At 31.9% G+C, this 24,116-nt stretch carries 22 protein-coding genes and 1 pseudogene; 1 reads left to right on the top strand and 22 read right to left on the bottom strand.

From position 1 onward, the window contains the following. Position 1 precedes the first annotated feature (1 nt). The 19 genes from DFR78_RS00180 to trpS form a co-directional block, all read right to left on the bottom strand. Positions 2–907 carry an HlyD family efflux transporter periplasmic adaptor subunit gene (locus DFR78_RS00180; protein ID WP_369834868.1) on the bottom strand — a complete coding sequence of 302 codons (906 nt, stop codon included), beginning with the start codon at positions 905–907 and terminating at the stop codon, positions 2–4. A gap of 35 nt (positions 908–942) precedes the next feature. Then, complete coding sequence (pgeF, locus tag DFR78_RS00175; protein ID WP_158531678.1) at positions 943–1,749, bottom strand: peptidoglycan editing factor PgeF; 807 nt, start codon at positions 1,747–1,749, stop codon at positions 943–945. 131 nt (positions 1,750–1,880) lie between these two features. Further along, positions 1,881–2,969 carry a cell division protein FtsZ gene (ftsZ, locus tag DFR78_RS00170; protein WP_114456828.1) on the bottom strand — a complete coding sequence of 363 codons (1,089 nt, stop codon included), beginning with the start codon at positions 2,967–2,969 and terminating at the stop codon, positions 1,881–1,883. Positions 2,970–3,016: 47 nt separating this feature from the next. Next, a complete protein-coding gene (ftsA, locus tag DFR78_RS00165; RefSeq protein WP_114456827.1) occupies positions 3,017–4,294 on the bottom strand; it encodes a cell division protein FtsA in 1,278 nt (425 codons plus the stop codon). 121 nt (positions 4,295–4,415) lie between these two features. After that, complete coding sequence (locus tag DFR78_RS00160; protein ID WP_158531677.1) at positions 4,416–5,126, bottom strand: cell division protein FtsQ/DivIB; 711 nt, start codon at positions 5,124–5,126, stop codon at positions 4,416–4,418. Beyond that, entirely contained in the window at positions 5,126–6,490 is a 1,365-nt protein-coding gene (gene murC, locus DFR78_RS00155) for a UDP-N-acetylmuramate--L-alanine ligase (RefSeq protein WP_114456825.1), read from the bottom strand. The genes DFR78_RS00160 and murC overlap by 1 nt, the downstream gene beginning before the upstream one ends. An 11-nt stretch (positions 6,491–6,501) precedes the next feature. Further along, positions 6,502–7,617 carry an undecaprenyldiphospho-muramoylpentapeptide beta-N-acetylglucosaminyltransferase gene (murG, locus tag DFR78_RS00150; protein WP_114456824.1) on the bottom strand — a complete coding sequence of 372 codons (1,116 nt, stop codon included), beginning with the start codon at positions 7,615–7,617 and terminating at the stop codon, positions 6,502–6,504. Between the two features lie 8 nt (positions 7,618–7,625). Continuing rightward, complete coding sequence (gene ftsW, locus DFR78_RS00145; RefSeq protein WP_114456823.1) at positions 7,626–8,723, bottom strand: putative lipid II flippase FtsW; 1,098 nt, start codon at positions 8,721–8,723, stop codon at positions 7,626–7,628. Positions 8,724–8,756: 33 nt separating this feature from the next. After that, positions 8,757–10,121 carry a UDP-N-acetylmuramoyl-L-alanine--D-glutamate ligase gene (murD, locus tag DFR78_RS00140; protein WP_114456822.1) on the bottom strand — a complete coding sequence of 455 codons (1,365 nt, stop codon included), beginning with the start codon at positions 10,119–10,121 and terminating at the stop codon, positions 8,757–8,759. Between the two features lie 15 nt (positions 10,122–10,136). Next, complete coding sequence (gene mraY, locus DFR78_RS00135) at positions 10,137–11,090, bottom strand: phospho-N-acetylmuramoyl-pentapeptide-transferase (RefSeq protein ID WP_114456821.1); 954 nt, start codon at positions 11,088–11,090, stop codon at positions 10,137–10,139. Continuing rightward, positions 11,090–12,484 (bottom strand): UDP-N-acetylmuramoyl-tripeptide--D-alanyl-D-alanine ligase, encoded by a 1,395-nt coding sequence (murF, locus tag DFR78_RS00130; protein WP_114456820.1) that lies wholly within the window; start codon positions 12,482–12,484, stop codon positions 11,090–11,092. Before murF ends, mraY begins: the two co-directional genes overlap by 1 nt. A 1-nt stretch (position 12,485) precedes the next feature. Then, complete coding sequence (locus tag DFR78_RS00125; protein ID WP_114456819.1) at positions 12,486–13,958, bottom strand: UDP-N-acetylmuramoyl-L-alanyl-D-glutamate--2,6-diaminopimelate ligase; 1,473 nt, start codon at positions 13,956–13,958, stop codon at positions 12,486–12,488. 53 nt (positions 13,959–14,011) lie between these two features. Beyond that, positions 14,012–16,087, bottom strand: coding sequence for a PASTA domain-containing penicillin-binding protein (locus DFR78_RS00120; protein ID WP_114456818.1), 2,076 nt, complete (start codon positions 16,085–16,087; stop codon positions 14,012–14,014). Between the two features lie 11 nt (positions 16,088–16,098). Continuing rightward, the gene (locus DFR78_RS00115) at positions 16,099–16,575 is read right to left on the bottom strand and encodes a septum formation initiator family protein (RefSeq protein ID WP_114456817.1); all 477 of its coding nucleotides are present in this window, start codon (positions 16,573–16,575) and stop codon (positions 16,099–16,101) included. A 17-nt stretch (positions 16,576–16,592) separates the two neighbouring features. Beyond that, positions 16,593–17,525: a 16S rRNA (cytosine(1402)-N(4))-methyltransferase RsmH gene (gene rsmH / locus DFR78_RS00110; protein ID WP_114456816.1), complete on the bottom strand. Its 933-nt coding sequence runs from the start codon at positions 17,523–17,525 to the stop codon at positions 16,593–16,595. Positions 17,526–17,536: 11 nt separating this feature from the next. Next, positions 17,537–17,968 carry a division/cell wall cluster transcriptional repressor MraZ gene (gene mraZ, locus DFR78_RS00105; RefSeq protein WP_114456815.1) on the bottom strand — a complete coding sequence of 144 codons (432 nt, stop codon included), beginning with the start codon at positions 17,966–17,968 and terminating at the stop codon, positions 17,537–17,539. Between the two features lie 159 nt (positions 17,969–18,127). Next, complete coding sequence (locus DFR78_RS00100; RefSeq protein WP_114456814.1) at positions 18,128–19,312, bottom strand: DNA polymerase IV; 1,185 nt, start codon at positions 19,310–19,312, stop codon at positions 18,128–18,130. A 59-nt stretch (positions 19,313–19,371) separates the two neighbouring features. Then, positions 19,372–20,409: a D-alanine--D-alanine ligase family protein gene (locus DFR78_RS00095; RefSeq protein WP_114456813.1), complete on the bottom strand. Its 1,038-nt coding sequence runs from the start codon at positions 20,407–20,409 to the stop codon at positions 19,372–19,374. 48 nt (positions 20,410–20,457) lie between these two features. Continuing rightward, a complete protein-coding gene (gene trpS / locus DFR78_RS00090) occupies positions 20,458–21,450 on the bottom strand; it encodes a tryptophan--tRNA ligase (protein ID WP_199505509.1) in 993 nt (330 codons plus the stop codon). 399 nt (positions 21,451–21,849) lie between these two features. On the opposite strand from trpS, the gene DFR78_RS00085 reads away from it, so the two are divergent. Continuing rightward, complete coding sequence (locus tag DFR78_RS00085) at positions 21,850–22,242, top strand: transcriptional repressor (RefSeq protein ID WP_114456812.1); 393 nt, start codon at positions 21,850–21,852, stop codon at positions 22,240–22,242. A 63-nt stretch (positions 22,243–22,305) separates the two neighbouring features. Here DFR78_RS00085 and rnhA read toward each other — a convergent pair whose 3' ends face one another. The 3 genes and pseudogenes from rnhA to DFR78_RS00075 form a co-directional block, all read right to left on the bottom strand. After that, a complete protein-coding gene (gene rnhA, locus DFR78_RS12355) occupies positions 22,306–22,770 on the bottom strand; it encodes a ribonuclease HI (RefSeq protein WP_369834872.1) in 465 nt (154 codons plus the stop codon). Between the two features lie 18 nt (positions 22,771–22,788). Then, a pseudogene (locus DFR78_RS12350) lies at positions 22,789–23,049 on the bottom strand (carboxymuconolactone decarboxylase family protein); the annotation flags it as partial. Between the two features lie 166 nt (positions 23,050–23,215). After that, entirely contained in the window at positions 23,216–24,094 is an 879-nt protein-coding gene (locus tag DFR78_RS00075; RefSeq protein ID WP_114456810.1) for a hypothetical protein, read from the bottom strand. Positions 24,095–24,116 lie beyond the last annotated feature (22 nt).

Raw genomic sequence — 24,116 nt, 5'->3', positions numbered from 1 at the left:
TTCACTCCTCAATACCATAATTAAAGTCTTCAGGGTTTACAATAACCTGAACTCCAACTTCTAAGCCTTTAACTATTACATTTTCCTGATCACCATCTACCACAATTACTTCCTGAAAAACATGTTTGTTATATCCACTTAATTTCAAAACTCCCTGACCGGATGGTTGAGTAAACACAGCACTCCTGGGAATTTTTATACCTCTATAAATATTTTTAATAAAATTTATGTCAATCCACCTGATATTTATCCATTTTGGTACAAATATGTCCATTTTAACAAATATAAAAGATTTATCTATTCCTTCAGTAATATCAATAATTCTACCTCTGATTAAATCTGTTTTCTTCTGTTCTGTTAGAAAAATAATTTCATTAATTCTAAAACGTTCCGCTTCTTCTTTTTCAGCAGGAACAATTAAAAATAAACGGAAATTATTAATTATTCTGTAGAGAGTCTTCCCTTGTTCAATTTTATTTCCAGAAATTAAATGGCGGTAATTGCCTTTATATTTTTCTATGTTATTTAAATCAAGTTTATTCATATTAGAAGGAATGACCGTAGATTCCAAACCATCTGTAGCATAACTTAAAATACCAGGAATTTTATTATATATACTCAAATTCCCATTTTCTAAACTTATTTCAGCAACTTTTGTGCCGGTAGAAATTCTATCTCCTTCTAGTGAAGACAAATTCACTTTCCCGGCTGCAGGAGATTTTATATTTTTTTCATCTCTTATAATTAACGCTTTAGTCTCAAAACCATCAATAATTTCTCCATGAGCAGCGGTAATTATATCATAATCAGAAAAATCCAAAATCTGGGTAATAATAATAATTAAAACAAAAACTATAAAAAATATCACATATGGCAAAAATCTTTTTTTGAAAGATTTTCTTTTCACTTTAATCATCCTTTAACATTTCAGCAGCTAACAGATTAAATAATCTCAATAACAGCAGCCATTCTTCCTGTGCTTCTACCATCTCTCCTATAAGAATAAAATAAATCTTCATCTTCAAATGTACAGTATTTATTTTCGACAAAAATATTTTCATTTTTTATTCCTAAATCAAGCAGTATTTTCCTATTCACTTTTTTTAAATCAAGATAATAACTATTATTTAACTTTATAATAAAATTATCCCTGTTATTAAATTCCTGTAAAAATAAATCTGCCAGTTTTTTATCAACTTCATAATTTTTCATTGAAATTGATGGACCAATAATGATATTAATATCCGCCAGTTTTGAAGAAAATTCTTTTACAGCTTTATCCACTATTCTAGCTGCTATTTTTTCTATAGTCCCTCTCCATCCAGCATGAGCAATACCTGCAGTACGATTTTTATCATCAAATAAAATAATAGGAACACAATCAGCAAAAAAGGCAAAAAGAGGGAGATTTTTTTCTTTGGTAATCATACCATCAAACCCAGAAAGAGCATTTGAATGTGCAAAATATCCACAGCCAGAATTTTTTTTATCAACCACAGCAATTCTGCTGCCATGTATCTGTTCTACAACTACAGCAGATTTTTTGTTTATACCGGCCGCATTGAATAAAATATCTCTATTTTTTATTACATTGTCTTTTTTATCTCCCACATGCAGACCAAGGTTTAAAGAATTATATGGAAAATCACTAATTCCACCTCTGCGGGTAGAAAAAATTATTTTAAATAGATTATCTGTGCCATTTTTAAACTGCAGATAATCACAGGTATCATTAACATATTTAAACATAAAAATCACCAAACTCATCAAAAATAACTAAATTTTATTGATACTGATAGCGCTAAAGTATATAAGTACCAAGAGCTGCTTATCAAAAACTGCTAATATAAATCCTGATATGTTATATATCAGGATTTATATTAGTCTTGTTTTTTTCGCAAAAAAGCCGGAATATCCAGATCATCACCAGAAAAACTTTCCATTTCAAAATCACTATCTGATAGATCTTCTGCTTCGGGAGTACTGTCAAATTTTTTGCTTTTTTTTGCAGATCTAGCTGTATCAAAACCTGTAGCTATTACAGTAACCTTAATTTCATCTTCCAGCTCTTCATCTATTACAGCACCTAATATAATATTTGCTTCTGGATCAGCTACTTCCTGAATAACTCTGGCTGCCTCATTTGCTTCATGTATACCGAGATCAAGTCCTCCAGTTATATTTAACAGCACTCCTCTTGCACCATCTACTGAAGCTTCCAGCAGTGGTGAAGCAATAGCCTGCTTTGCTGCTTCAGAAGCTCTATTATCCCCACTAGCTCTACCTATTCCCATTAGAGCAGAACCAGCTTCTGTCATAATAGTTTTTACATCTGCAAAATCCAAATTGATAATACCTGTAATTGTAATAAGATCCGAAATCCCCTGTACACCCTGGCGCAAAACATTATCAGCTATTTTAAAAGCTTCCATTAAGCTGGTCTGCTTTTCAGCCACTTCCAACAGGCGGTCATTTGGAATAACAATTAAAGTATCTACTTTAGTTTTTAATTCATTAATTCCCTGAATTGCATTATTCATTCGTTTTTTTCCTTCAACAGTAAATGGTTTTGTAACAACTCCCACTGTCAGAGCTCCTACTTCTTTTGCAGCTTCAGCAACAACTGGAGCAGCTCCAGTACCGGTACCTCCACCCATACCTGCAGTTATAAATACCATATCAGCTCCCTGTATTGCCTGACTGATTTCTTCTTTATTTTCCTGAGCCGCTTCTAGTCCAATCTGTGGATTAGAACCAGCACCTAAACCTTTAGTCATTTTTTCGCCTATTCTAATTGTAATGCCTGCATTTGAAGACATTAATGCCTGAGCATCTGTATTTACTGCAACAAATTCTACACCTTCTAACCCTTCCTGTATCATGCGGTTTACGGCATTATTGCCGCCACCACCTACTCCAACAACTTTTATATTTGCAAACTGTTCAATTTCTGTACCAATATCAAACACTCATTTTCCCTCCTCTATTATAAGGATATTATTTATTTTGCTGTGATTTAAAAAAATTCGTTAAACCAATTTTTTAATTTACCAAAAAAGTTATTAACAATTGTTTTACTATTACTACTTTTTTTGCTTTCACCCCTATCATCATCTTTAATTCCAAACTGTACTAAACCTACTGAGGTAGAAAAAATGGCTTTAGGCACAGTATCACCTTTTTTTATATATACAGGATTATCAATAATATTAGAAAGCCCACTTACATAATCAGGTTCTCCAACTCTTACGGGAAGTTCTGTTACCTGTGCAGCAAGATCACCTGAATATTCCAGCAGTGATGCACCACCTGTAATCACCATTCCAGCTGGAGTTAAATCAGCCGGTCCAACTGTTTTCAACTCTTTTTTAACCATACTAAAAATTTCTTTCATACGGGGCTCTATTACTTCACCCAAAATACGCCTTGGTATCTTTTTTCTTTCTCTACCACTTGCAGAAAGAACATCTATGAAGTCTTCCTCATCAATTTTTTCAGCAATTGCAGAGCCATAAAGTATTTTTATCTTTTCAGCCTCCGATACAGGTGTTCTTAAGCCTACAGCAATATCATTACTAACATGGTTGCCGCCAACAGGTAAAACAGAAGTGTGTGTGATACTTCCTTCATGAAATACAATCAAATCTGTTGTTCCACCACCAATATCAACAAGTACAACTCCCAGTTCTTTCTCATCATCAGATAAAACCGATTCACTGGAAGCAAGTGGCTCTAAAACAACATCATCAACACTTAAACCAGCCCTCAAAACACTTTTTACTAAATTTTGAATAGAAGTAGAAGCTCCTTTAACAATATGAGTCTCAACCTCAAGTCTGACACCTGACATTCCCAGAGGATCTTTTATTCCCGGGCACCCATCAACAATAAATTCTCGTGCTAAAACATGCAGTATCTCTTCTTCTGCAGATAAAGGTATAATTTTGGCTGCATCAAGTACCCTCTCTATATCACTCTTTTTTATTTCTTTTTCATCACCTGTAACTGCAACAATTCCATGACTATTGATAGATTGAATATGGGAACCAGCTATACCAACATATGCAGAGTCAACTTTTATACCTGCCATCCTTTCAGCCTTTTGTACTGCACTTTTGATTGCATGGCTGGTTTTATCTATATCCACAACTATTCCTTTACGGAGTCCATTTGAAGGGGAAAGTCCGATTCCAATTATCTCTATATTACCCTCTCCACCAATTTCTGCAATTAGAGCACATATTTTTGTAGTTCCAATATCTAGTCCTGTTATAATTTTTTTTCTTCTTTTCATAACAGTCTACCCCCTTTCTCTTCATTTTTCTTCTTTATTTATATTCAAAACAGTAAATTGCACACTTAATTTTAATATTTCAATATAAATATCTTTTTTCCTTTATTACTATTCAATTATATTATTCACTTTTAAGTTTTATTACAGGATGTTTTACAACTTTAAGGTCTATATAGTCAGCTTTTTTATTCTCAGACTCGATTTTTTGTAAAATTGAAGCCAGTATATTAAATTTCTTCTCTATATTTTCTTTAGTTCCTAAATTAACACCTGTATTGGTATCTAAATAAAGTTTATAAATGCCATCATCTGTATACAATATTTTATTTATTTTATGCAGTAAATTTTGATCAATTTTTAATAATGCTGAAAATAAAACGTCTGTATAATCAGGAAACTTCAATTTATTATTATCAAATTTATAAGCTACTCCGGCTAACTCTGGAAGATCAATTATTCTATCATCTGTAACTTCATTCAGTATTATCCCGTCTGCAGAAAAAATTATTCTCGATTTTTTATTATCAATCCAGGCAATTGGTGTCCTTTCATCAATTATAATATGTACTTTTGACGGAAGAGTTTTTTTTATTTCTATTGAAGAAATAAAAGAAAACCTCTCCAGCTTAGATTTTATAATATCTTTATCTAACAGCAAAATATTATAATCATATAATTCCAGCAGTGCCCTCTGCAGAGCTTTTTTGTCAATTTCCTGACGGGAATGAATGCTGAATTCCCTTACTTTAAAAAAAGGAGAAAACAAAAATGATATTGAAGCCGTTATTAAAAAAAATATAATTAATAAAATTGTTAAAGGCTTTTTATTCATCATTTCCTCCTGTCAGAAAGTAGATCTTCCCCCAGTTTATAAATATTTCCGGCTCCAACAGTTAAAATAAGCTGTCCTTCTTTAAGATTGTTTAAAATATCTGCTTTTATTTGAGAGAAAGAGGAAAAATATCTGACATCAACATCAGAATTTTTTTCAACAGCCTTTTGTAAATCCTGAGAACTTATATTAAAATCATTTTTTTCTTCAGCTGAATAAATATCTGTAAGATATAAAGTATCAGCATCACCAAAGGCTGATGAAAATTCATTGAACAACTTTTTAGTTCGGCTGTAGCGGTGAGGCTGAAATACAACAATTACTTCTTTATAACCTATATTTTGTGCAGCTTTAAGTAGAGATTTTATTTCAGATGGATGATGGGCATAATCATCTACCACATCAACTTTATTATCTAATAATTTGCCTTTAAATTCAAATCTTCTTCCAACACCCTTAAAATTTTTTAATGCAGTAGAAATAATATCAAAATCAATACCCAGCTGAAATGCACACGATGCAGCTGCAAGAGCATTATAAATATTATATTCACCAGGCACCTTTAATTGTATTTCTCCAATATATTGACTACTGCTATAAAACTTAAAACTACTTCTCTCTTTACAATATTTAATGTCAGCTGATATATAATCGCCATCTTTTATGCCGAATTTAAACTGATTATTTTTAAATAATTTGGCAAGATTTTTGTCATCTCTATTATAAATAATAAAGCCTTTATTATTTACTTTATCAGAAAACTGTTTGAATACATATTTTATTTCATCAATATCTTTATAAAAATCAGCATGATCAAGCTCCAAATTGGTAAACAATACAGTATATGGATCAAAATACAGAAATGATCCATCACTTTCATCAGCTTCTGTAATAAAAAATTCTCCTTTTCCATCAGATACATTCCCACCTATTTCCGGAAGATATCCTCCTACCATGATAGCTGGATCTTTGTCAGCATTTTTAAAAATAGCAGCAAGCATAGCTGTTGTGGTTGTCTTCCCATGTGTTCCTGCAACTGCTATTGTTTTCTTCTCTTTCATTAGTTCAGCAAGCATCTCAGCCCTCCTAAAAATAGGAATATTAAGCTTTTTTGCTGCTTTAATTTCAACATTATCTTCAGGCACAGCACTGGAATAAACAACATAATCAGCACCTATAATATTTTCTTTTTTGTGTCCGATAATAATATTTACATTGTTTTCATCTAAATCTTTAAGATATTTGCTTTTTTTTAGATCAGAACCACTTACTTTATATCCCCTTTTAAATAATATCTTAGCAATACCGCTCATTGAAACTCCACCAATTCCTATTAAATGAATATGAGCACCTTTTTTTAGCACAAAAATCTCCCCTAATTAATCTTTTCTATTATTATATTTATTATTTTATCCAGTGAATCTTCTCTTGCCACAGCTTTACTCTTTTGTTTCATATATTTTAATCTTCTATCATTTTCAATAATCTCAAGAGTTTTTCTGAGTAAAATCTCTCCATTTAAATTTTTTTCTTCAATCATCAAAGCTGCACCATTACTGCAGAGAGAAGATGCATTATACAGCTGATGATCTTCAGCAGAATGAGGAAAAGGTATCAGCAGAGCTGCTAATCCCTTAACTGTAATTTCAGAAATACCTGTTGCCCCAGCACGCGAAATTACCAGATCAGATGCTGCAAGAGCATTTTCTATATTTGATAGGTAAGAAAAGATTTTTATTCTGCTGTCATTTTCAATATCTATCTTGTAATTTTCCAGCATCTCAAGAACAGACTGGTAATTTTTTTTACCTGTTATATGAAGCAGCTGAATCTTTTTTTTAGGGTTATTACTTATATATCTGTACAGTGAAATTGAAGCCTGATTGATACTCTCAGCTCCCTGACTTCCGCCAACAATTAAAATAGTTTTCCAATCGTAGTTAAGCCCCAGTTCTAAAGCTCCTTCCATTCTTGTTCTATCTATAATCTCCTGTCTTACTGGATTACCAGTTAATTTTGTTTTTTTTCTGACAGACTTTGGAAAATACTGGTCAGCTTCAGAAAAATTTAAACAGATTATATCAGCAAAAAATGATGAAATTTTATTTGTTATACCTGGATATGCATTTTGTTCATGTATCAAAGTAAAAATATTATTAAAATATGCTGCCAGAACAACAGGGCCAGCAACAAAACCTCCTGTCCCAATTACAATATCTGCATCATATTTTTTTATTATTTGATAAGCTTTAAATAGTCCTTTTAAATTTTCTTTTATAGAATATATTATGTCAAATGAAATTTTTCTGGGCAGTGACATAACAGGAATTGACTCAAATTTAAAACCTGCTTCAGGAACAATCTCAGATTCCAATCTAAAATTAGAACCTATATATAAAACTTCCCACCCCAATTTTTTAAGCCTATCTGCAACTGCCAGAGCAGGATAAATATGTCCACCTGTACCACCACCAGTAATTACTGCTTTCATATTTAACCTCATTTCTTTGTATATCTGGATATATTTAACAACAGTCCGAGAGATGACAAAATAATAATAAGTGAAGAGCCTCCATAACTTACGAAAGGTAAAGTAATACCGGTTACCGGCAAAACTGCTATTGCAACACCTATATTTAATACTGCCTGTAGTACAATAAATGATGTTATACCAACCGCCAGCAGTGAGGAAAATACATCCTGAGCATTAACAGCTATCTTTAAACCCCTCCAGGCAAAAAGAAAAAATAACACCAGAACAGTCAAGGTACCAATCAGGCCAAATTCTTCTCCCAAAACTGCAAATATAAAATCTGTACCTGGTTCAGGAAGATAGAGAAATTTTTGATGGCTGCCTCCTGGTCCAACTCCAAATATACCGCCTGATCCAAGTGCAAGTAAAGACTGAATAATATGGTAACCTGTGTCCAGTGGGTCTTTCCAGGGATCAATAAATGCAAACATCCTTTCCCTCCTATATGGACTTGAATAAATGAAATAGAACAACATGGGTACAGTAATCAGTATCAGAGTAAAAAAATGTCTCATCTTTATACCTGCTGAAAAAATTATTATGGCAGAGATAGCTGCAATCATTATAGCTGTACCCAGATCCGGTTCTAATAAAATTAATAAAAATATTATACTAATTATGATCAAAGCAGGAAGCAGACCACTTGTAAAATTTTTTATATCATTATCTTCATTATCAAAATATGCAGCAAGATAAATAATTACTGCCAGTTTTGCATATTCAGAAGGCTGACCACTGATAGGCCCTAAAGAAAGCCATCTTCGTGCACCACCAACCATTTTACCCACAGCAGGGATTAATACTATAACTAGTAAAAAAACTGCAGATAAAACAATTAAGGGAGCAGCTTTTCTGACAACATTATAATCAATTTTTATGGTCAGAAACATAAATAATAACCCTATAATTAAATATTTAATTTGATTTTTAAAAAAATAAAAATTATCCCCATAATAATCCTGAGCTTTTATAGAACTGGCAGAAAGTATCATAATTAACCCAATTACTATCAGAGTCATTACCACAAAGATCAACATTAAATCAGGTAATTTTTTTTCGCGCATATTTAAAACACCCTACTCATATTTTACACTATACTACTTAAAATTAAGTATATTTTGTACTTCTTTTTTGAAAATATTACCTCTTACTTTATAGTTTTCATACATGTCCCAGCTCGGACAGGCAGGTGAAAGGAGCAGACAATCTCCTTCTTTCATTTTTTTAAATGCTGTTACAACAGCTTCCTGCATATCAGAAACTTTAACAGCAGCAACAGAAGTTTTTTTAACAGTTAAATCATAAATTTGATCCGCTGTTTCTCCAAGCAGAATTAAAAATTTAACTTTTTTATCAATTACATCAATTAATTCACTAAAATCTGCATTTCTGTCCTGTCCACCTGCAATTAAAACTACAGGCTGTTTAAAACTTTCAACGGCTTTAACAGCTGCAGCAGGATTGGTTGCTTTTGAATCATCCACTAATATAAAACCACTATTATTTTGTATGAATTCCATCCTATGTTCTTTTAAAGAGTAATTTTTTAAAACATTTCTGATTTTTGTTCTATTCTGACCACAAAGATATGCTGCTGCGGCTGCAAAAGCTGAATTTTTTTTGTTATGATCTCCAGGTAAATCCATATAGCGATAATCTAAAATTTCTATTTCTCTATTATTTTTTTTAAGCATCAGTTTTGTGTTTTCAATAAATAAATCAGCATCCTTATTATTTTGAGAAAGATACAGCGTTCTGGCTGGAATATTATCTCGTATTGAATTAAGATATACATCATCAATATCAATTAAGGCATAATCATCTTTAGTCTGATTAGAAAATATTTTAAGTTTAGCATTTTTATAGGCTTCTTCATTAATGTGTCGATCTAAATGATCGGGACTGTAATTAAGATATATAGAAATCCAGGGTCTAAATTCTTTTACCGCTGCCAGCTGAAAAGAACTTACTTCGACAACAATGATATCATCTTTATTTAAATCATCCACTACCGAAATAAGAGGAATACCTATATTCCCTGCTGTCCTTACTTTTTTATTGTCCATTCCCTGCAGCATTTTACCAAGAAGATCTACAGTTGTAGTTTTGCCATTTGTACCTGTGACAGCTATAATTTTAGCTCTGCAAAATCTGTACGCAAGTTCTATTTCGCTAATTATTTCTATATCCAGCAGTTTAGCCTGGTTTAAAATTGGAATATTCAGCGGTACACCCGGACTCATCACTATTAATTCAGATTCTAAAATTTTTTTGCTGTGTCCACCAAAATCAAATTCACAATTAATGCCATCAATTTCTTTTATTAAATTGTCAAGTTCTTTTTTGTTTTTAGTGTCAGAAATAATAATTTTGGCACCCTTATTATTTAAAAATTTAACAAGAGAAATTCCGGTTCTACTGCTGAATCCCATTACTGCAATTTTTTTGTTTTTCAAATACAAAATAATCAAACCCCTTTAAACATAAAGTGAATAAATAGTTAATAATGATAAAATAACATTTACAATAATAAATCTAATTACAACTTTATTTTCTGCAGTCCCTGCAAGTTCAAAATGATGATGGATAGGAGTCATCTTAAAAACTCTTTTTCCGCCAGTTAGTTTAAAATAAGGTACCTGTATCATAACTGAAACAGTTTCAGCTACATATACTCCCCCTGCAGTTAATAAATAAAATTCTGTCCCTGTAATAACGGCTGCTGTACCAAGAATTCCACCGATAGCCAGAGACCCAACATCTCCCATAAAAACCTGAGCCGGATTTCCATTAAACCACAAAAATCCCAGACAGCTACCTGCCAATATAAGCATCATTACTGTAAAATAATCATTCGAAAAGGAGAAAAAAATAACAGCAAAAGTTAATGAAACAACTAAAGTAGTACCCGCTGCCAGACCATCCAGACCATCTGTTAAATTAACTGCATTAGCTGCACCTATAATAGTAAAAAAAGAAAGAACAGCAGTCAGATAAAACGGTATACTGTAGGAACCAACAAAAGGAATTAAAACATAATATGGCTCTGCTCTAAAGTAAAGATAGATAATCACTACCAGTGCAGATATAAACTGCAGACCAATTTTTTGTACTGCTGTTAACCCCAGTGATCGAGACAGTTTTATTTTTAAAAAATCATCCATAAAACCAGCAGCTGCCATTATTAATGAGGATACTAAAACTACAGCAATTTTTAAATTCAGCTCAGCAAATAACAGTAATGAAAAAACAAAAATTAATAATATTAAAACTCCGCCCATAGTAGGTATGCCAGATTTTTTTAAATGGTTTTTGGGTCCAAATTCTCTTATCTGCTGTCCAAAATTAATTTTTTTTAATAATGAAATAAATGGGTTCCCAAAACACAGCATCAAAAAAAGTGGAATCAAAAATGCAGTAATATAGACCATCAGTTCTGCTCCTCCTGCTCTCTCAATATATCAACAATTTCTTCCATTTTATTTGCTCTTGATCCTTTAATAAGAATTAAATCATCTGCTGATATAATGTGCAGAAGATGTTCGGCTGTTTCTCTATTTCCAGAACATAAGATAACATTATCTTCATACATGCCTGCTTCTAAAGCTCCTTCAGCAATAATATCAGCAGGGTGTCCAACAGTCAGTAGTATATCATAATTCTGCTGGTAAAGATAATCGCCAATTCTTAGATGTGCTGAACGGGTTCTTTCTCCAAGCTCCAGCATTCCACCCAACACAGCAATTTTCCTTTTTCCCTTTAAATCAGATAATACATCAAGTGCAGCCCGCATAGAAAGGGGATTGGCATTATATGTATCATTAATAATTATTGATTTATTTTTCAGTTCAAAAATATCCATTCTCAAAGGAGAATATTTAACCCTATTTAATCCATTTTGTATTTCTTTCTTACTTAAGCCCAGCTCAAAACCAATTGCTACAGCAGGAAGAGCATTATATATATTATGCTGGCCCGGTTTTCTTAAATAAAAAATATATTTTTTATTGGAGTTTAGTACAGTAAAATAATGTCTGCTTTCCTTAATAATATATTCTGATTTTATTACCTGATAATCAGCACCAGCCTGACAGCCAAAAAATACAGTTCTGCCTGAAAAATTTGCTGCCATTTTTCTTGTATTATTATCATCATAATTTAAAAAAGCAATTCCATCTTTAGGCAGAGATTCTATAAGTTCACTTTTGGCTTCAGCAATTTTTGTAACTGATCCTAACTGTTTTAAATGTGCTGGCCCAACATTTGTAACAACACCGTATTTAGGGAAAGCAATACTGGATAATAATTTTATCTCCCCAAGACCACTCATACCCATTTCCAAAACAGCAAAGTCTTCTTTTCCACTTAATTTAAATAAAGTTAACGGTAAGCCAATGTGATTATTATAATTGCCTCCAGTTTTCAAAACGTCATATTTTTCTGAGATAACTGCCGCGATCATATCTTTACTGGTAGTTTTACCCGCACTTCCAGTAACTCCTATAACCTCTAAATCAAAAAATCTCATTCTATAATAATGAGCCAGGTCCTGCAGTGCACATGTAGTATCTTTAACTAAAATTATTGCTAAATGAGGATAAGATTTCACTGCTCTATCTACAATTACCGCCTCAGCTCCATTATCTACAGCCTCTTCTATAAAATTATGACCATCATTATTTTTACCAATGATAGGGATAAATAGATCTCCAGGCATAACTTCCCTGCTGTCAATAGATATATCAGTAATAAGTGATTTAGGATTCCCCTGTATTATCTTACCATTTACAGCTTCTTTTATCTGCCGTATATTTAATTCCTGCATATTAAACTCCCTTCAGATATCGAATAGCTTCTCGAGCAGCTTTTCTATCATCAAGTTCTATTACTCTGTCAGAAAAAATTTGTCTGTTTTCATGCCCTTTCCCCAGTATAATTACAAAATCATCGTCTTCAGCCAGATCAACTGCTTTATAAATTGCCTTTTTTCGATCCTGAATTTTGTAATAATCTACCTTTTCTTTCTCTAAAAATCCGCCAGCAATTTCATCGATTATCTGACCAGCAGATTCATTTCTTGGATTGTCATTTGTAATGATAACTATATCAGCATATTCAGCAGCAATACTGCCCATAACAGGTCTCTTGCTTTTATCACGATCCCCACCACAGCCAAAAACAACAATTATTCTTTTTTTTGCCATTTTACTTACAGCCCTAAGAACATTTTCCATCCCATCAGGAGTATGTGCAAAATCAACTACAACATCAAATTTCTGTCCTTCAATAATTTTTTCAAATCTACCAGGTACTGCTTCCATTGTTTTTAGTGATTGTTTAATAATATCTGTATCTATTCCAAGCTGTCTAACACTCAAAATAGCAGCAAGTGAATTGTATATATTAAAAATACCGCTCAATTTTAAGCTAAATTGTCCCATAAAAAGTCCTGCTGTTGTAAAACTTAATCCCTCCAGATCAGAAGAGTAGTTTTCTGTATAAAGATCACTGCTGCTGTCATTAATTGAATAAGTAAAAGATTCACCTTCTATTTTATCAAGAATATAATCCGAAGTACTGTCATCTTTATTTAACACAGCAAATCCATTTGGCTTAAGCATGGTAAACAACCTGCTCTTTACTTCTCTGTAATTTTCAAGATTAATATGATAATCAAGATGTTCTGGGGTTAAGTTAGTAAAAACAGCAGTTTTAAATCTCATACCTTCTATTCTAAATAAATCGATAGCATGTGAAGAAACTTCCATTACAGCCTTATCAAATCCATCTGAAATCATTTCATTAAAATATCTGTAAAGGTCCACAGATTCTGGAGTTGTATGTTCCGATTCCAATACCAGTGAGCTAGATACAATATTTTTAATAGTTCCAATCAGGCCAACTTTATACCCAGCATCTTTCAGCAGGTTATATATTATAAAAGATGTAGTTGTTTTGCCATTAGTTCCTGTTATTCCGATTAAATCAATCTTATCTGTCGGATTATTAAATAATTTTCTGGCCAGCAGAGCCATAATTTTTCTGCTGTTATCTACTTTTATATATGTTATACCAGTATGATAATGCTGTAATTCTTTTTCTATCAGCACAGCTGTAGCACCATTATTTAAAGCATCATCAATATAAAAGTGTCCATCTGTTTTAAATCCACTAATGGCTGCAAATAAATCATTTTTTTTTACAGCTCTGGAATCATATTTAATATCGGATATCTCTTTATTTAGATTACCTTTTATAAATTCAACTTTTATGTCATCAATTAATAGTTTTAAATTCATTTTAACCTCCATAATATTAAATTATTTTTACTATTTTACAAATTTATGATTTATTATCTCAATTTCAACTTAATATTTCTATCTATCTCTATTCTTCTGCCTGGATAAACAGATTGACCAATTACTTTACCTGATCCACTGAGAACAACATTAAGGCCAAGTTCTTCTGCCTGCCTCACAGCTTCAGACGCATTTAAACCTCTAAAATCTGGCACAGTTATCGGATGAGAATATTCTTCGGGTACTTCACCAGCAAACAGCCAGACTGTGGAAGCAGAATTAACATTACTTCCCACTTTAGGAAGCTGGTCTTTAACAATATTATTTTCACCAATAAGTTTAACATTAAATCCTTTATTTCTCAACATTTCTTCCGCGGAGTTAAAGTTCATACCTCTAACATCTGGTAAAATAACTCTCTTTTTATTTTTATTTATTTCTTTTATATTTTCGTCTTTATTTGGCTTTAAGTCTAAATATCTTATTATGTCTTCAGTCAAATTTTTAAAAACTGGTGCAGCAGTTTGGCTTCCATAATAAGTCTTTCCATCTACATCATAAAGTACAACAAGAATAACAAGTTCAGGCTTCTCCGCGGGAAGCATACCAATAAAAGAAGAATCATAAATATCTTTATTGTAATGCTTTGCTGTACCTGTTTTTCCTGCAATTTTATATCCTTCTATGGCAGCCTGTTTTCCCGTACCCTGTTCTACAACCTGTGTTAAAAGTTCTCTCGTTTTTCTTGAGGTTTCTTCTGATATTACTCTTCTAACAGCAGCAGGCTCATTTTTTAAAATTATATTACCATCTTCATCTAAAATCTCCTTTACCAGCCTTGGCTGCATTAGTTTTCCCCCATTTGCAACAGCAGAAACTGCTGATATCAGCTGTATGGGTGTTACAGAAAGACCGTGCCCAAATGAAAAAGTAGCCAGTTCTACAGAATTTATCCTGCTGTAGTCAGGAATAATTCCAAAAGCTTCACCAGGAAGTTTTATACCTGTCTGACTTCCAAATCCAAAAGCACGTATATATGAATAAAAATCATTTTTTCCCAATTTCAATCCAACATCAACAAAGCCAGGATTGCAGGAATTTTTAACAACTTCAGCAAAAGTTTCCTCTCCGTGTCCGTATGTTTTCCAGCAGTTTATTTTTTCTCCACCCACATATACAAAGCCCGGACATGTTAAATTATCATTTTCAGAAACAACTCCTTCTTCAAGTGCACTAGCAGTTGTAATAATTTTAAAAGTTGATCCTGGTTCAAAAACATCTGTAATAGCCCTATTTCGCCAGCTTTTTTGAGGGTATTTGGAAAAATTATTTGGATTAAAATTGGGGGTGTTTGCCATTGCAAGTATATCACCACTATTGGGATTCATAACTATAATAGAACCCCCGGAAAAATCAAACTGATTTTCAGCATTTTTTAATTCTCTTTCGGCAATATACTGAATAACATGATCAAGAGTTAAAACTATATTTGATCCATCTCTGGTAGGTACTGTTTCGATAATTCCATCTGGGATTATTTTGCCTGTAGCATCTTTTTCAATTAAAACTTTACCTGGATTTCCATTTAAATACTTATCATAAGATAATTCTATACCATTCAAGCCATTGTTATCTATCCCGACAAACCCCACAATGTGTGATGCAAATTCAGATTCCGGATAGTATCTACGATTTTCGTCAGTAAATGTAATACCTTTAATATCTTCTGATAATAATTTTTTATATAGATTTTCATCTATTTTTCTTTTTAAAAAAACTGCACTTGCATCACCGGTAATTCTTCGATAGATTGTTTTATATTCTACATTGAGCATTTCAGAAAGTTTTTCTGCTGTTTTTTCCGGATTGATAATATTATCCGGCAGAGCAACCACAGTCTTACCCGGAAGGGTAACTGCCAATTTTCTGCCGGATTTATCATAGATTATACCTCTTTTTGCATTTACAATTGATTCTTTAACACGCTGGTTTAAAGCTTTATGCTGATATTCAGCACTATTAATAACCTGTATCCAGACCAGTCTCAAAGACAGCAGGATAAAAATTATAAAAAGAAAAATAAAGAAAAATAAAATTCTATTTCGAATGGTATTTTTTTCTTGAAGCAAATTTAATCCCCCTATTCAGGTGATTTAGCCTGTACTTTAACTAATCTTTCTACAATTTTATCATATATTCTAGCAATAAAAAACCTTTCTTCTGGAATATTTGCAACAAATTGTGTTTTTTCAATCTGTCTATTATTATAAAAAACAATAGTTCTTTTTTCTGCCTCAACCATATGTAATCTGTTTCTGGCTGTTTTCTCAATTTTATCAAGAGAAGTTTCCGAAGCCAATTTAATCTGCAGTTCTTCATTATTTTCTTCCAGCTGTGAAAGCTTATCTTCCAGTTCCAAAATTTGATAATTATACTGATTTATTTTTAAAATTTGCCCAATATAAATAATGAACATTGTACCAACTAGAAATAATGTAAATATATAAATACCTGCAAATATTTTTTTCCTTAAATCAGAGCTCGCATATAATTTATTTCCCGATGAAGATTTGGAACCACTATTCGAATTATAAAAATTTTCTGCACTATTATACATCTTATCAGCTCCTTATCTCACTTCTTCTCTGCAGCTCTTAATTTTGCGCTTCTCGCTCTAGGATTTTCTTCCAATTCACTTTTATCTGCAGTAACTGGTTTTTTTGTTATTACTTTTACTTCGGATTTTTTATCACAAACACAAATTGGAAAATCCGGCGGGCATGTGCAGTCTTTTGCTAATTCTCTAAAAGTATGTTTAACAATCCTGTCCTCTAGAGAATGAAAACTAATAATGCAGATTCTGCCTTTCTTATTTAAATATAAGATAGATTTCTCTATCATTTTTTCCAGCTGTTTAAGTTCATTATTAGTCTCAATCCTTACTGCCTGAAACGTTCTTCTTGCTGGATGGCCTCCACTTCGCCTTGCAGATGCCGGTACAGCAGCCTTTATAATTTCTACCAGTTCTGATGTTCTTTCGATTTTTTTCTTTTTTCTTGCTTTTACAATAAACTCAGCTATCCTTGCTGCCCAATTTTCCTCACCATATCTGCTGATAATTTTGCTGAGTTTATCTTCACTATAGCTGTTTAATATATCTGCTGCTGTTTTATTCTGATTTTTATTCATTCTCATGTCAAGTGGTCCATCTTTATTATAACTAAAGCCTCTATCTGCATTATCCAGCTGTGGTGAAGAAACTCCCAAATCAAGTAAAATTCCATCAACTTTTTTAATATTATTTTTTTTTAATATCAGATCTATATCCAAAAAATTTCCATGTTCAATAATTATTTTATCTTCATTTATAAATTTTTCTTTAACAGCCTTTACTGCTGTTAAGTCTCTATCAACAGAAATCAGTCTGCCTTTATCTGAAAGATGCTTTAAAATTTCTCTACTGTGGCCACCTCTTCCAAGTGTACCATCAAAATATATCCCATCTTTTTTTATATTTAAAAGCTCAATGCTTTTTTCTAACAGTACTGGTTTGTGTATATAATCCATATTTAGCTCCTTTAAATTCCGAGTTCTTCCATTGCATCTGCTATATCTTCATAAGAGTTTTCCACTTCATTCATATAGCTGTCCCATTTTTCTTTTGCCCATAACTCTATTCTATTTGCAAGTCCAATTATAACAATTTCATGTTCAAAATCCGCATAATCTCTTAAATTTGAGGGAAGGGAAATCCGCCCCTGTTTATCCAGCTCACATTCACTAGCACCAGAAAAGAAAAATCTAACAAAATTTCTGGCGTTTTTACTTGTCATAGGTAGTGATATTAATTTTTCTTCAAGAGTATTCCACTCAGGAAGAGGATATAAAAACAGGCAGTTATCAAGACCTCTTGTGATAACAAACTTTTCTGTAAGATCTTCCCGCAGTTTTGAAGGAATAATTAATCTTCCTTTAGTGTCCATACTGTGAGTATATTCACCCATAAACATAATATCACTTCCCCACTTTACACCCTTTAACACCACTATCTACCACTTAATAACTTTATTCTACATAAAACAAATTATTCCTTTATGAAAATACAATTTTTTTAAACATAAAAGAAACCACCTGTTTTTGTCTACAGGTGGCAATAGATGAAAAAATTATTATTTTTTATCTTTTATAAAAAGTTTTCTTGCTTTAGAAATACTATTAAAACCATATTTACGCTTCAAATCATCAACAATTTTATCTAAATCCCGTTTCTCATTGTTTTTTTTATTATTTTCAAACAAATTTAACTGCCTTTTATTCTCATCCACCAAACCGCTTACTCCAACACCTAAAAGTCGAATTTCTTTATCCACCAGATTATTGTCATCAATTAATTTTTTGGAAAATTTATAAATTTCATCAGTACTATTAAAAGATCTCTTAAAACTCATCTGTCTGCTAACAGTACTGAAGTTATCATATCTAATTTTTACAAAAATAATTTTCCCATAAAAATTATTTTCTCTCAATCTAAAAGAAACTTTTTCACTTAATTTAAATAAATATGCCATTATTTCCGAATAATCACTTACATTATCAAAAAATGTTTCTTCATGACTGACTGATTTAATTTCATTTCTTACCTCTACTTTTCTTTCATCTATCCCTCTGGATAAATAGTATAGTTTTACCCCGGATTTTCCAAATAAATTTTCAAGCTCAGTTAAAGAATAAGGCCAGATATCTTTCACATAATTAATCCCAATTTCATTAAGGCTTTTTTTGAATTTGCTGCCAACCCCCCAGATACTGTCAATACGAAGATCTTTTAAAAAGGTTTTTATATCCCCATCTGAAACAACAGTTAAACCATCAGGTTTATCAAAATCTGAAGCCAATTTGGCCAAAAATTTATTTACTGAAAGTCCAATAGAAATTTTGAGACCTGTCTGACTGTAAACTTCTTTTTTTATCTTTTCTGCAATCTGCAGAGGTTTCCCGTATAATCTCTCACAGCCTTTTATATCCAGAAATGCTTCATCAATAGATATTTTTTCAATCAGCGGCGTATATTTAGTTAAAATATCAAATATTTCTGCTGACATCTGAGAATACCTTTTATGTCTGGCAGGTAAATATATTCCATCAGGACAGAGCTTTTTAGCAGCTGCAATTGGCATTGCAGAATGAACACCATATTTGCGAGCTTCATAAGAAGCTGTAGAAACAACTCCTCTGTCACCTAATCCTACACCACCTATAATAACTGCCTTTCCTTCAAGTTTGGGATTATCAATTCTTTCTACTTCTGCAAAAAATGCATCCATATCAGCATGGATAATATGGAGATTATTCATTTTTATTCTCCTCATATAATATAGTTAATAATATTGAAATTAGATCAAATTTTAGAGTTTTATGTAAATGAGATTTCTATCAACCTGCTTATTAAATCTTTATACAAAATCCCATCATGTTCAAATAATTTTGGATACATACTATATTTTGTAAAACCAGGCATTGTATTTATTTCATTTATCAATATATTCCCATCCTCTATAAAAAAATCTACTCTTGCCAGTCCTTTACCATCAATGGCTTTAAAAGCCTGTTCAGCCGCACTCTTTAATTGACCATATAAATTTTTTTCTAACTCCGCAGGTATAATTAATGAAGTAGAAAAATCTTCATATTTAGCATTATAATCATAAAAGCTGTGCTTAGAAATTATTTCTCCAGGTGAAGATACCTGTATATTATCAGCAGAACCTAAAACAGCACATTCAATTTCTCTTCCGGAAACTTTTTTTTCTACAATAATTTTTTTATCATATTTGAATCCTTCTTCAAAAGCTCCCAAAAAATCACCTTTATGCTTTACTACAGAAATTCCAATACTGGAACCTAAATTGGCCGGTTTTACAAAAAAAGGCAGTCCAAGTTTTTTGCTGATTTTTTGAAAAAGTATTTTTTTATCTAATTTATTAAATTCATAATCTCTTATCACCATATAATCTGTCTGAGGAAGGTTTTGATACGAAAATATTTTTTTCATCATTTCCTTATCCATCCCAACTGCTGAAGATGTTAAACCACATCCAACATATGGAATATCTAAAATTTCAAAAAACCCCTGTATTCGTCCGTCTTCTCCAAATGGTCCATGCAGCACAGGAAATACAGCATCTATGTCATTCTGCAGACGACTTATAATTTCACATGAAATTATTTTTTCCTGGCTATCTGATACAGCTTCCATAATATCTGAATCTAAAATATTAAAAGAATCATGTTCAGACATCCATTTTCCTTCTTTTGAAATAGCAAAAGGTATTATACTGTATCTACTCTTATCTACAGCATTAAAAACTGATCTAGCAGAAAGTATAGAAACTCTATGTTCAGCAGATTTACCACCAAATACTAAAGCTATATTTTTTTTAGAATCTGCCATTTAAAAATTCTCCCTTCTTTATTATCTAAACCAATATTCTTATATTAATTAAAAATAATCAATTTTCATTGCTTTTCTCACTTTTTTCAGGGTTTTTTGTGCTTCCATTCGAGCTTTTTCTGTTCCTTTCAATAAAATTTGATCCACCAATTCTGGATTGTTAATATATTTTTTTCTCCGCTCCCTCATCGGATCTAAAAGCTGATTTAATTTATCGGCCAGATTCTTTTTACATTCAACACAGCCTATTTTCCCAGCCCTGCAGAGTGTTTCTATTTCATCTGCCTCTTCCTTATTAAAAGCCTGATGATAATGAAATACTGTGCAGACTTCGGGATGACCTGGATCATCTTTATGAATTCTGGCCGGATCGGTTTTAGCCTGCATAATTTTTTTATTTATTTCATCACTGGAATCTGATAAATAAATAGCATTATTCAAACTTTTGCTCATTTTACTTTTTCCATCAAGTCCCATTAATCTTGGAAAATCGCTTATTAATGCCTCAGGTTCTGGAAAAATTTTACCGTAAGAATTATTAAATTTACGCACAATTTTTCTTGCCTGTTCTATATGCGGTATCTGGTCTTCACCAACAGGTACCAGATGTGCTCTACAAAAAGTTATATCAGCAGTCTGACTGACAGGATACCCAAGAAATCCATATGTCATATCACTGTAACCATATTGGGCAGCTTCTGTTTTTATAGTCGGGTTATGTCGGAGCTGATTTACTGTAACCAGCATTGAAAAATAAACTGTAAGTTCAGCTATTTCTGGAACCATTGACTGTACAAAAATTATAGTTTTTTCAGGATCAATACCTGCGGCTAAATAATCCCTAACAACCTGTCTGAGATCTTCACTCAGCTGTTCAGGTCTATCAAAGTTAGTGGTCAAAGCCTGCACATCTGCCACTATTAAAAAAGTATCATATTTTTCCTGCAGCTCAACTCTATTTTTCAGACTGCCTACATAATGACCTAAATGAAGTTTGCCAGTAGGTCTATCACCTGTCAAAATTCTTTTTTTATCACTCATTATTATCACCTTCACATATTTTATAGATTTTAAGGAATTCACTAAAATTAATTTTACAACTACAATAAGAAATATCTCTTTAAGAATAATATATTTAAAATTCCAATATTCCTGAATCATCCTTTTTTTTACATTTTGACGCTCCACTGGGCAGGACCACGTGGATTCCTTATTGATAGAAAATTGCCCACTCAAAGCAAACCAAATGGTAGATAAGTTAGGTCTTGCGTTTTCTCCAAAAGCGTAAATTCGGGTAAACCCGTCAGGTTTTCTAGTGCCTAACTTCTATAACATAAAATAAGGAAAATACTTTATGTACTTTGACTTGAATGTTATAATAAAGTCTGTTAAAATTAGATTAAATAGTATTAATAACTATTATTATTTCAGGAGGATATTATGACTAAAAATACTAGAATGACAAAACAACGTAAAGCAATTTTAAGAGTTCTCAAAAATACTGAATCACATCCTACAGCTGACTGGATCTATGAACAGGTAAAAAAAGAAATCCCAAATATCAGTTTAGGCACTGTTTATAGAAATCTAAATGTTTTATCTGAACTTGGTAAAATTCAAATTCTAGATTATGGAAGCACTTACAGCCGCTATGATGGAAATCCAAAAAATCATTATCATTTTCGCTGTGAAAAATGTGGTAGAGTATATGATATTCATATAGATTTATTTGACGATATAAATAAAATTGTTAATGAAAAAACAGCTTTTCAGGTTAATGAGCACAGACTTGAATTTACAGGTTTATGTCCAATCTGTCAGAATGAAAATTAAAATTTTATTATACCTTCTATAATATTTTTAACTGTTTCTGCGCCATTAATCTCAGTACTTCTCTTATTGAGGAATGGATTCTTTTGCCAGTGAATCTACGGTTTCATTATAATAATCACCACTGTGGCTTTCAACTTTAAAATAATCTATTTTAAAATTTGATGTCAGCATATCCAGCTCTGACCAGAGATCTTTATTTGCAATTTCTTTATTGGCAGCTGTTTTCCAGCCTTTGGATTTCCATGATTTAATCCACTTAGATAAGCCATTTAAAACATAGGTAGAATCACTATATAATTCAACACTGGAACCTTTAGGTATAGTTTTTAAAGCTTCTATAACTGCTTTAAGTTCCATTCTATTGTTAGTTGTATTTTCTGCAGAACCGGTAATCTTTTCTTCCTGTCCATCAAAAATTATCACTGCTGCATATCCGCCAGGACCTGGATTACCAGAACAGGCTCCATCAGTATATATTTTATAATTTCTTGTGCCTTCATAATCCTTATTTTGATCCAATTCTTCCATAAAATTTACAGCTTTTCTCAAATGAGGTATAACAATAGAACCCCCAACAATCAATCCTACACTCATAGCTTCTAGTATTTCTTCATTTGTCCACCCTTTCTTTTTACACTGTATAATATGATAGTTAATACAGTCATCACAGCGCAGAACAAGAGAAGAAACTAACCCAAGCATTTCTTTCAATTCCGAAGAAAGTTTATTATCACTGTAAATTCTTGTATCTAAATTAAAAAATCTTTTTATATTCAAATCATCTTTAGAAAATATAATTTCATTCATTCTTTCTCTAAATTCCTGAAAATCATCTAATTTATCACTCATCAATCTACCTCCAGTTAAAAAAATTTATCTCAAGCACTGCATATTAAAAATATTAAAATTCATCCCGAGGGCAAGCCCATCGGATTTTCTTTTAATAAAATCTATAACTTTTAATTTATAAATACTAAAAAACCAAATAGTCCAATAACATAGAAAAAGCAAGCAGCACAGCACTAATATAATACAATTTTAGAGCATAATTTTCAATCCGAAAATCAGGTGAATAATAAAGATAGAATTTTTTATTTAATTTTATATTATAAAAAGTATATGGAAAGGTTAAAAACAACAGCAGATATATTATACTATTAAAATAAGCAAAAATAAGTGCAAATGATGCATATGCGGCCAGCAGCAGTATCTGCAGACCTTTTAATAAATGTTTTTCTTTATGCTGATATAACCAGCGTATATTGACAATTAAAATTGATAATGGCAGTGACACAATTAGAGGAATAATTGATATTTCTTTGGCCTGAATGATAAAACTCATTAAAACTAACGACGGACCATTTATCAATCCTACCAAAAATTCATCAAAAAGACTCTCTACCATCTGCAACTGCAGATAGATATAAAGCAGTAGAAAAAAAGCTGTTATTATCACAACCCAAATTAGAAATACGGAGCGAAACCAGGCAATTAAAATTATTGTCAGCACAGAAAACAATGTTGATAAAACAGCAACCAAAAAAAGTTTTTTACCTTTAAGTATTTTAATATCTCTATCATAATCCTTTTCAGAAGGATAATATCTGTGATAATAAAAAAGCTGATAAAAGTTAGTTTCAGGGTCAATTATTATTATCCAGCTATTTACAGCAGTAACTACTAAAAAAAGACTGACTATATTAGCAAAAAACCAGCCAAGATTGAAAGAACCACTGTATTTTAAAGCTGCTGCAGCTCCTACAACAAGCGGCAAAATAATTTCCAGCCAGATTTCCGGTAATGAAAGTCGATAAATCTCATAAATTAAAGTATTTTTTATTTGACTACGCATTATATATCTTACCCCTACTTTA

It is taken from the genome of Halanaerobium sp. MA284_MarDTE_T2, from assembly GCF_003337245.1.
GTDB lineage: Bacteria > Bacillota > Halanaerobiia > Halanaerobiales > Halanaerobiaceae > QPJE01.
Note: the sequence above shows the minus strand (reverse complement) of the source record. Positions and strands in the feature narration are given on the sequence as shown.

What these genes read in the sequence shown, in the direction of transcription:
- DFR78_RS00100 (WP_114456814.1), bottom strand. Translation starts at nt 19,312, where the DNA reads ATGAATAATCTCCATATTATCCATGCTGATATGGATGCATTTTTTGCA.
- DFR78_RS00160 (WP_158531677.1), bottom strand. Translation starts at nt 5,126, where the DNA reads ATGAATAAAAAGCCTTTAACAATTTTATTAATTATATTTTTTTTAATA.
- murG (WP_114456824.1), bottom strand. Translation starts at nt 7,617, where the DNA reads ATGAAAGCAGTAATTACTGGTGGTGGTACAGGTGGACATATTTATCCT.
- mraZ (WP_114456815.1), bottom strand. Translation starts at nt 17,968, where the DNA reads ATGTTTATGGGTGAATATACTCACAGTATGGACACTAAAGGAAGATTA.
- rsmH (WP_114456816.1), bottom strand. Translation starts at nt 17,525, where the DNA reads ATGGATTATATACACAAACCAGTACTGTTAGAAAAAAGCATTGAGCTT.
- trpS (WP_199505509.1), bottom strand. Translation starts at nt 21,450, where the DNA reads ATGAGTGATAAAAAAAGAATTTTGACAGGTGATAGACCTACTGGCAAA.
- DFR78_RS00075 (WP_114456810.1), bottom strand. Translation starts at nt 24,094, where the DNA reads ATGCGTAGTCAAATAAAAAATACTTTAATTTATGAGATTTATCGACTT.
- DFR78_RS00095 (WP_114456813.1), bottom strand. Translation starts at nt 20,409, where the DNA reads ATGGCAGATTCTAAAAAAAATATAGCTTTAGTATTTGGTGGTAAATCT.
- rnhA (WP_369834872.1), bottom strand. Translation starts at nt 22,770, where the DNA reads ATGGAAGAATTGGATCAAAATAAGGATTATGAAGGCACAAGAAATTAT.
- ftsW (WP_114456823.1), bottom strand. Translation starts at nt 8,723, where the DNA reads ATGCGCGAAAAAAAATTACCTGATTTAATGTTGATCTTTGTGGTAATG.
- pgeF (WP_158531678.1), bottom strand. Translation starts at nt 1,749, where the DNA reads ATGTTTAAATATGTTAATGATACCTGTGATTATCTGCAGTTTAAAAAT.
- DFR78_RS00085 (WP_114456812.1), top strand. Translation starts at nt 21,850, where the DNA reads ATGACTAAAAATACTAGAATGACAAAACAACGTAAAGCAATTTTAAGA.
- ftsA (WP_114456827.1), bottom strand. Translation starts at nt 4,294, where the DNA reads ATGAAAAGAAGAAAAAAAATTATAACAGGACTAGATATTGGAACTACA.
- murF (WP_114456820.1), bottom strand. Translation starts at nt 12,484, where the DNA reads ATGCAGGAATTAAATATACGGCAGATAAAAGAAGCTGTAAATGGTAAG.
- DFR78_RS00125 (WP_114456819.1), bottom strand. Translation starts at nt 13,958, where the DNA reads ATGAATTTAAAACTATTAATTGATGACATAAAAGTTGAATTTATAAAA.
- DFR78_RS00115 (WP_114456817.1), bottom strand. Translation starts at nt 16,575, where the DNA reads ATGTATAATAGTGCAGAAAATTTTTATAATTCGAATAGTGGTTCCAAA.
- mraY (WP_114456821.1), bottom strand. Translation starts at nt 11,090, where the DNA reads ATGGTCTATATTACTGCATTTTTGATTCCACTTTTTTTGATGCTGTGT.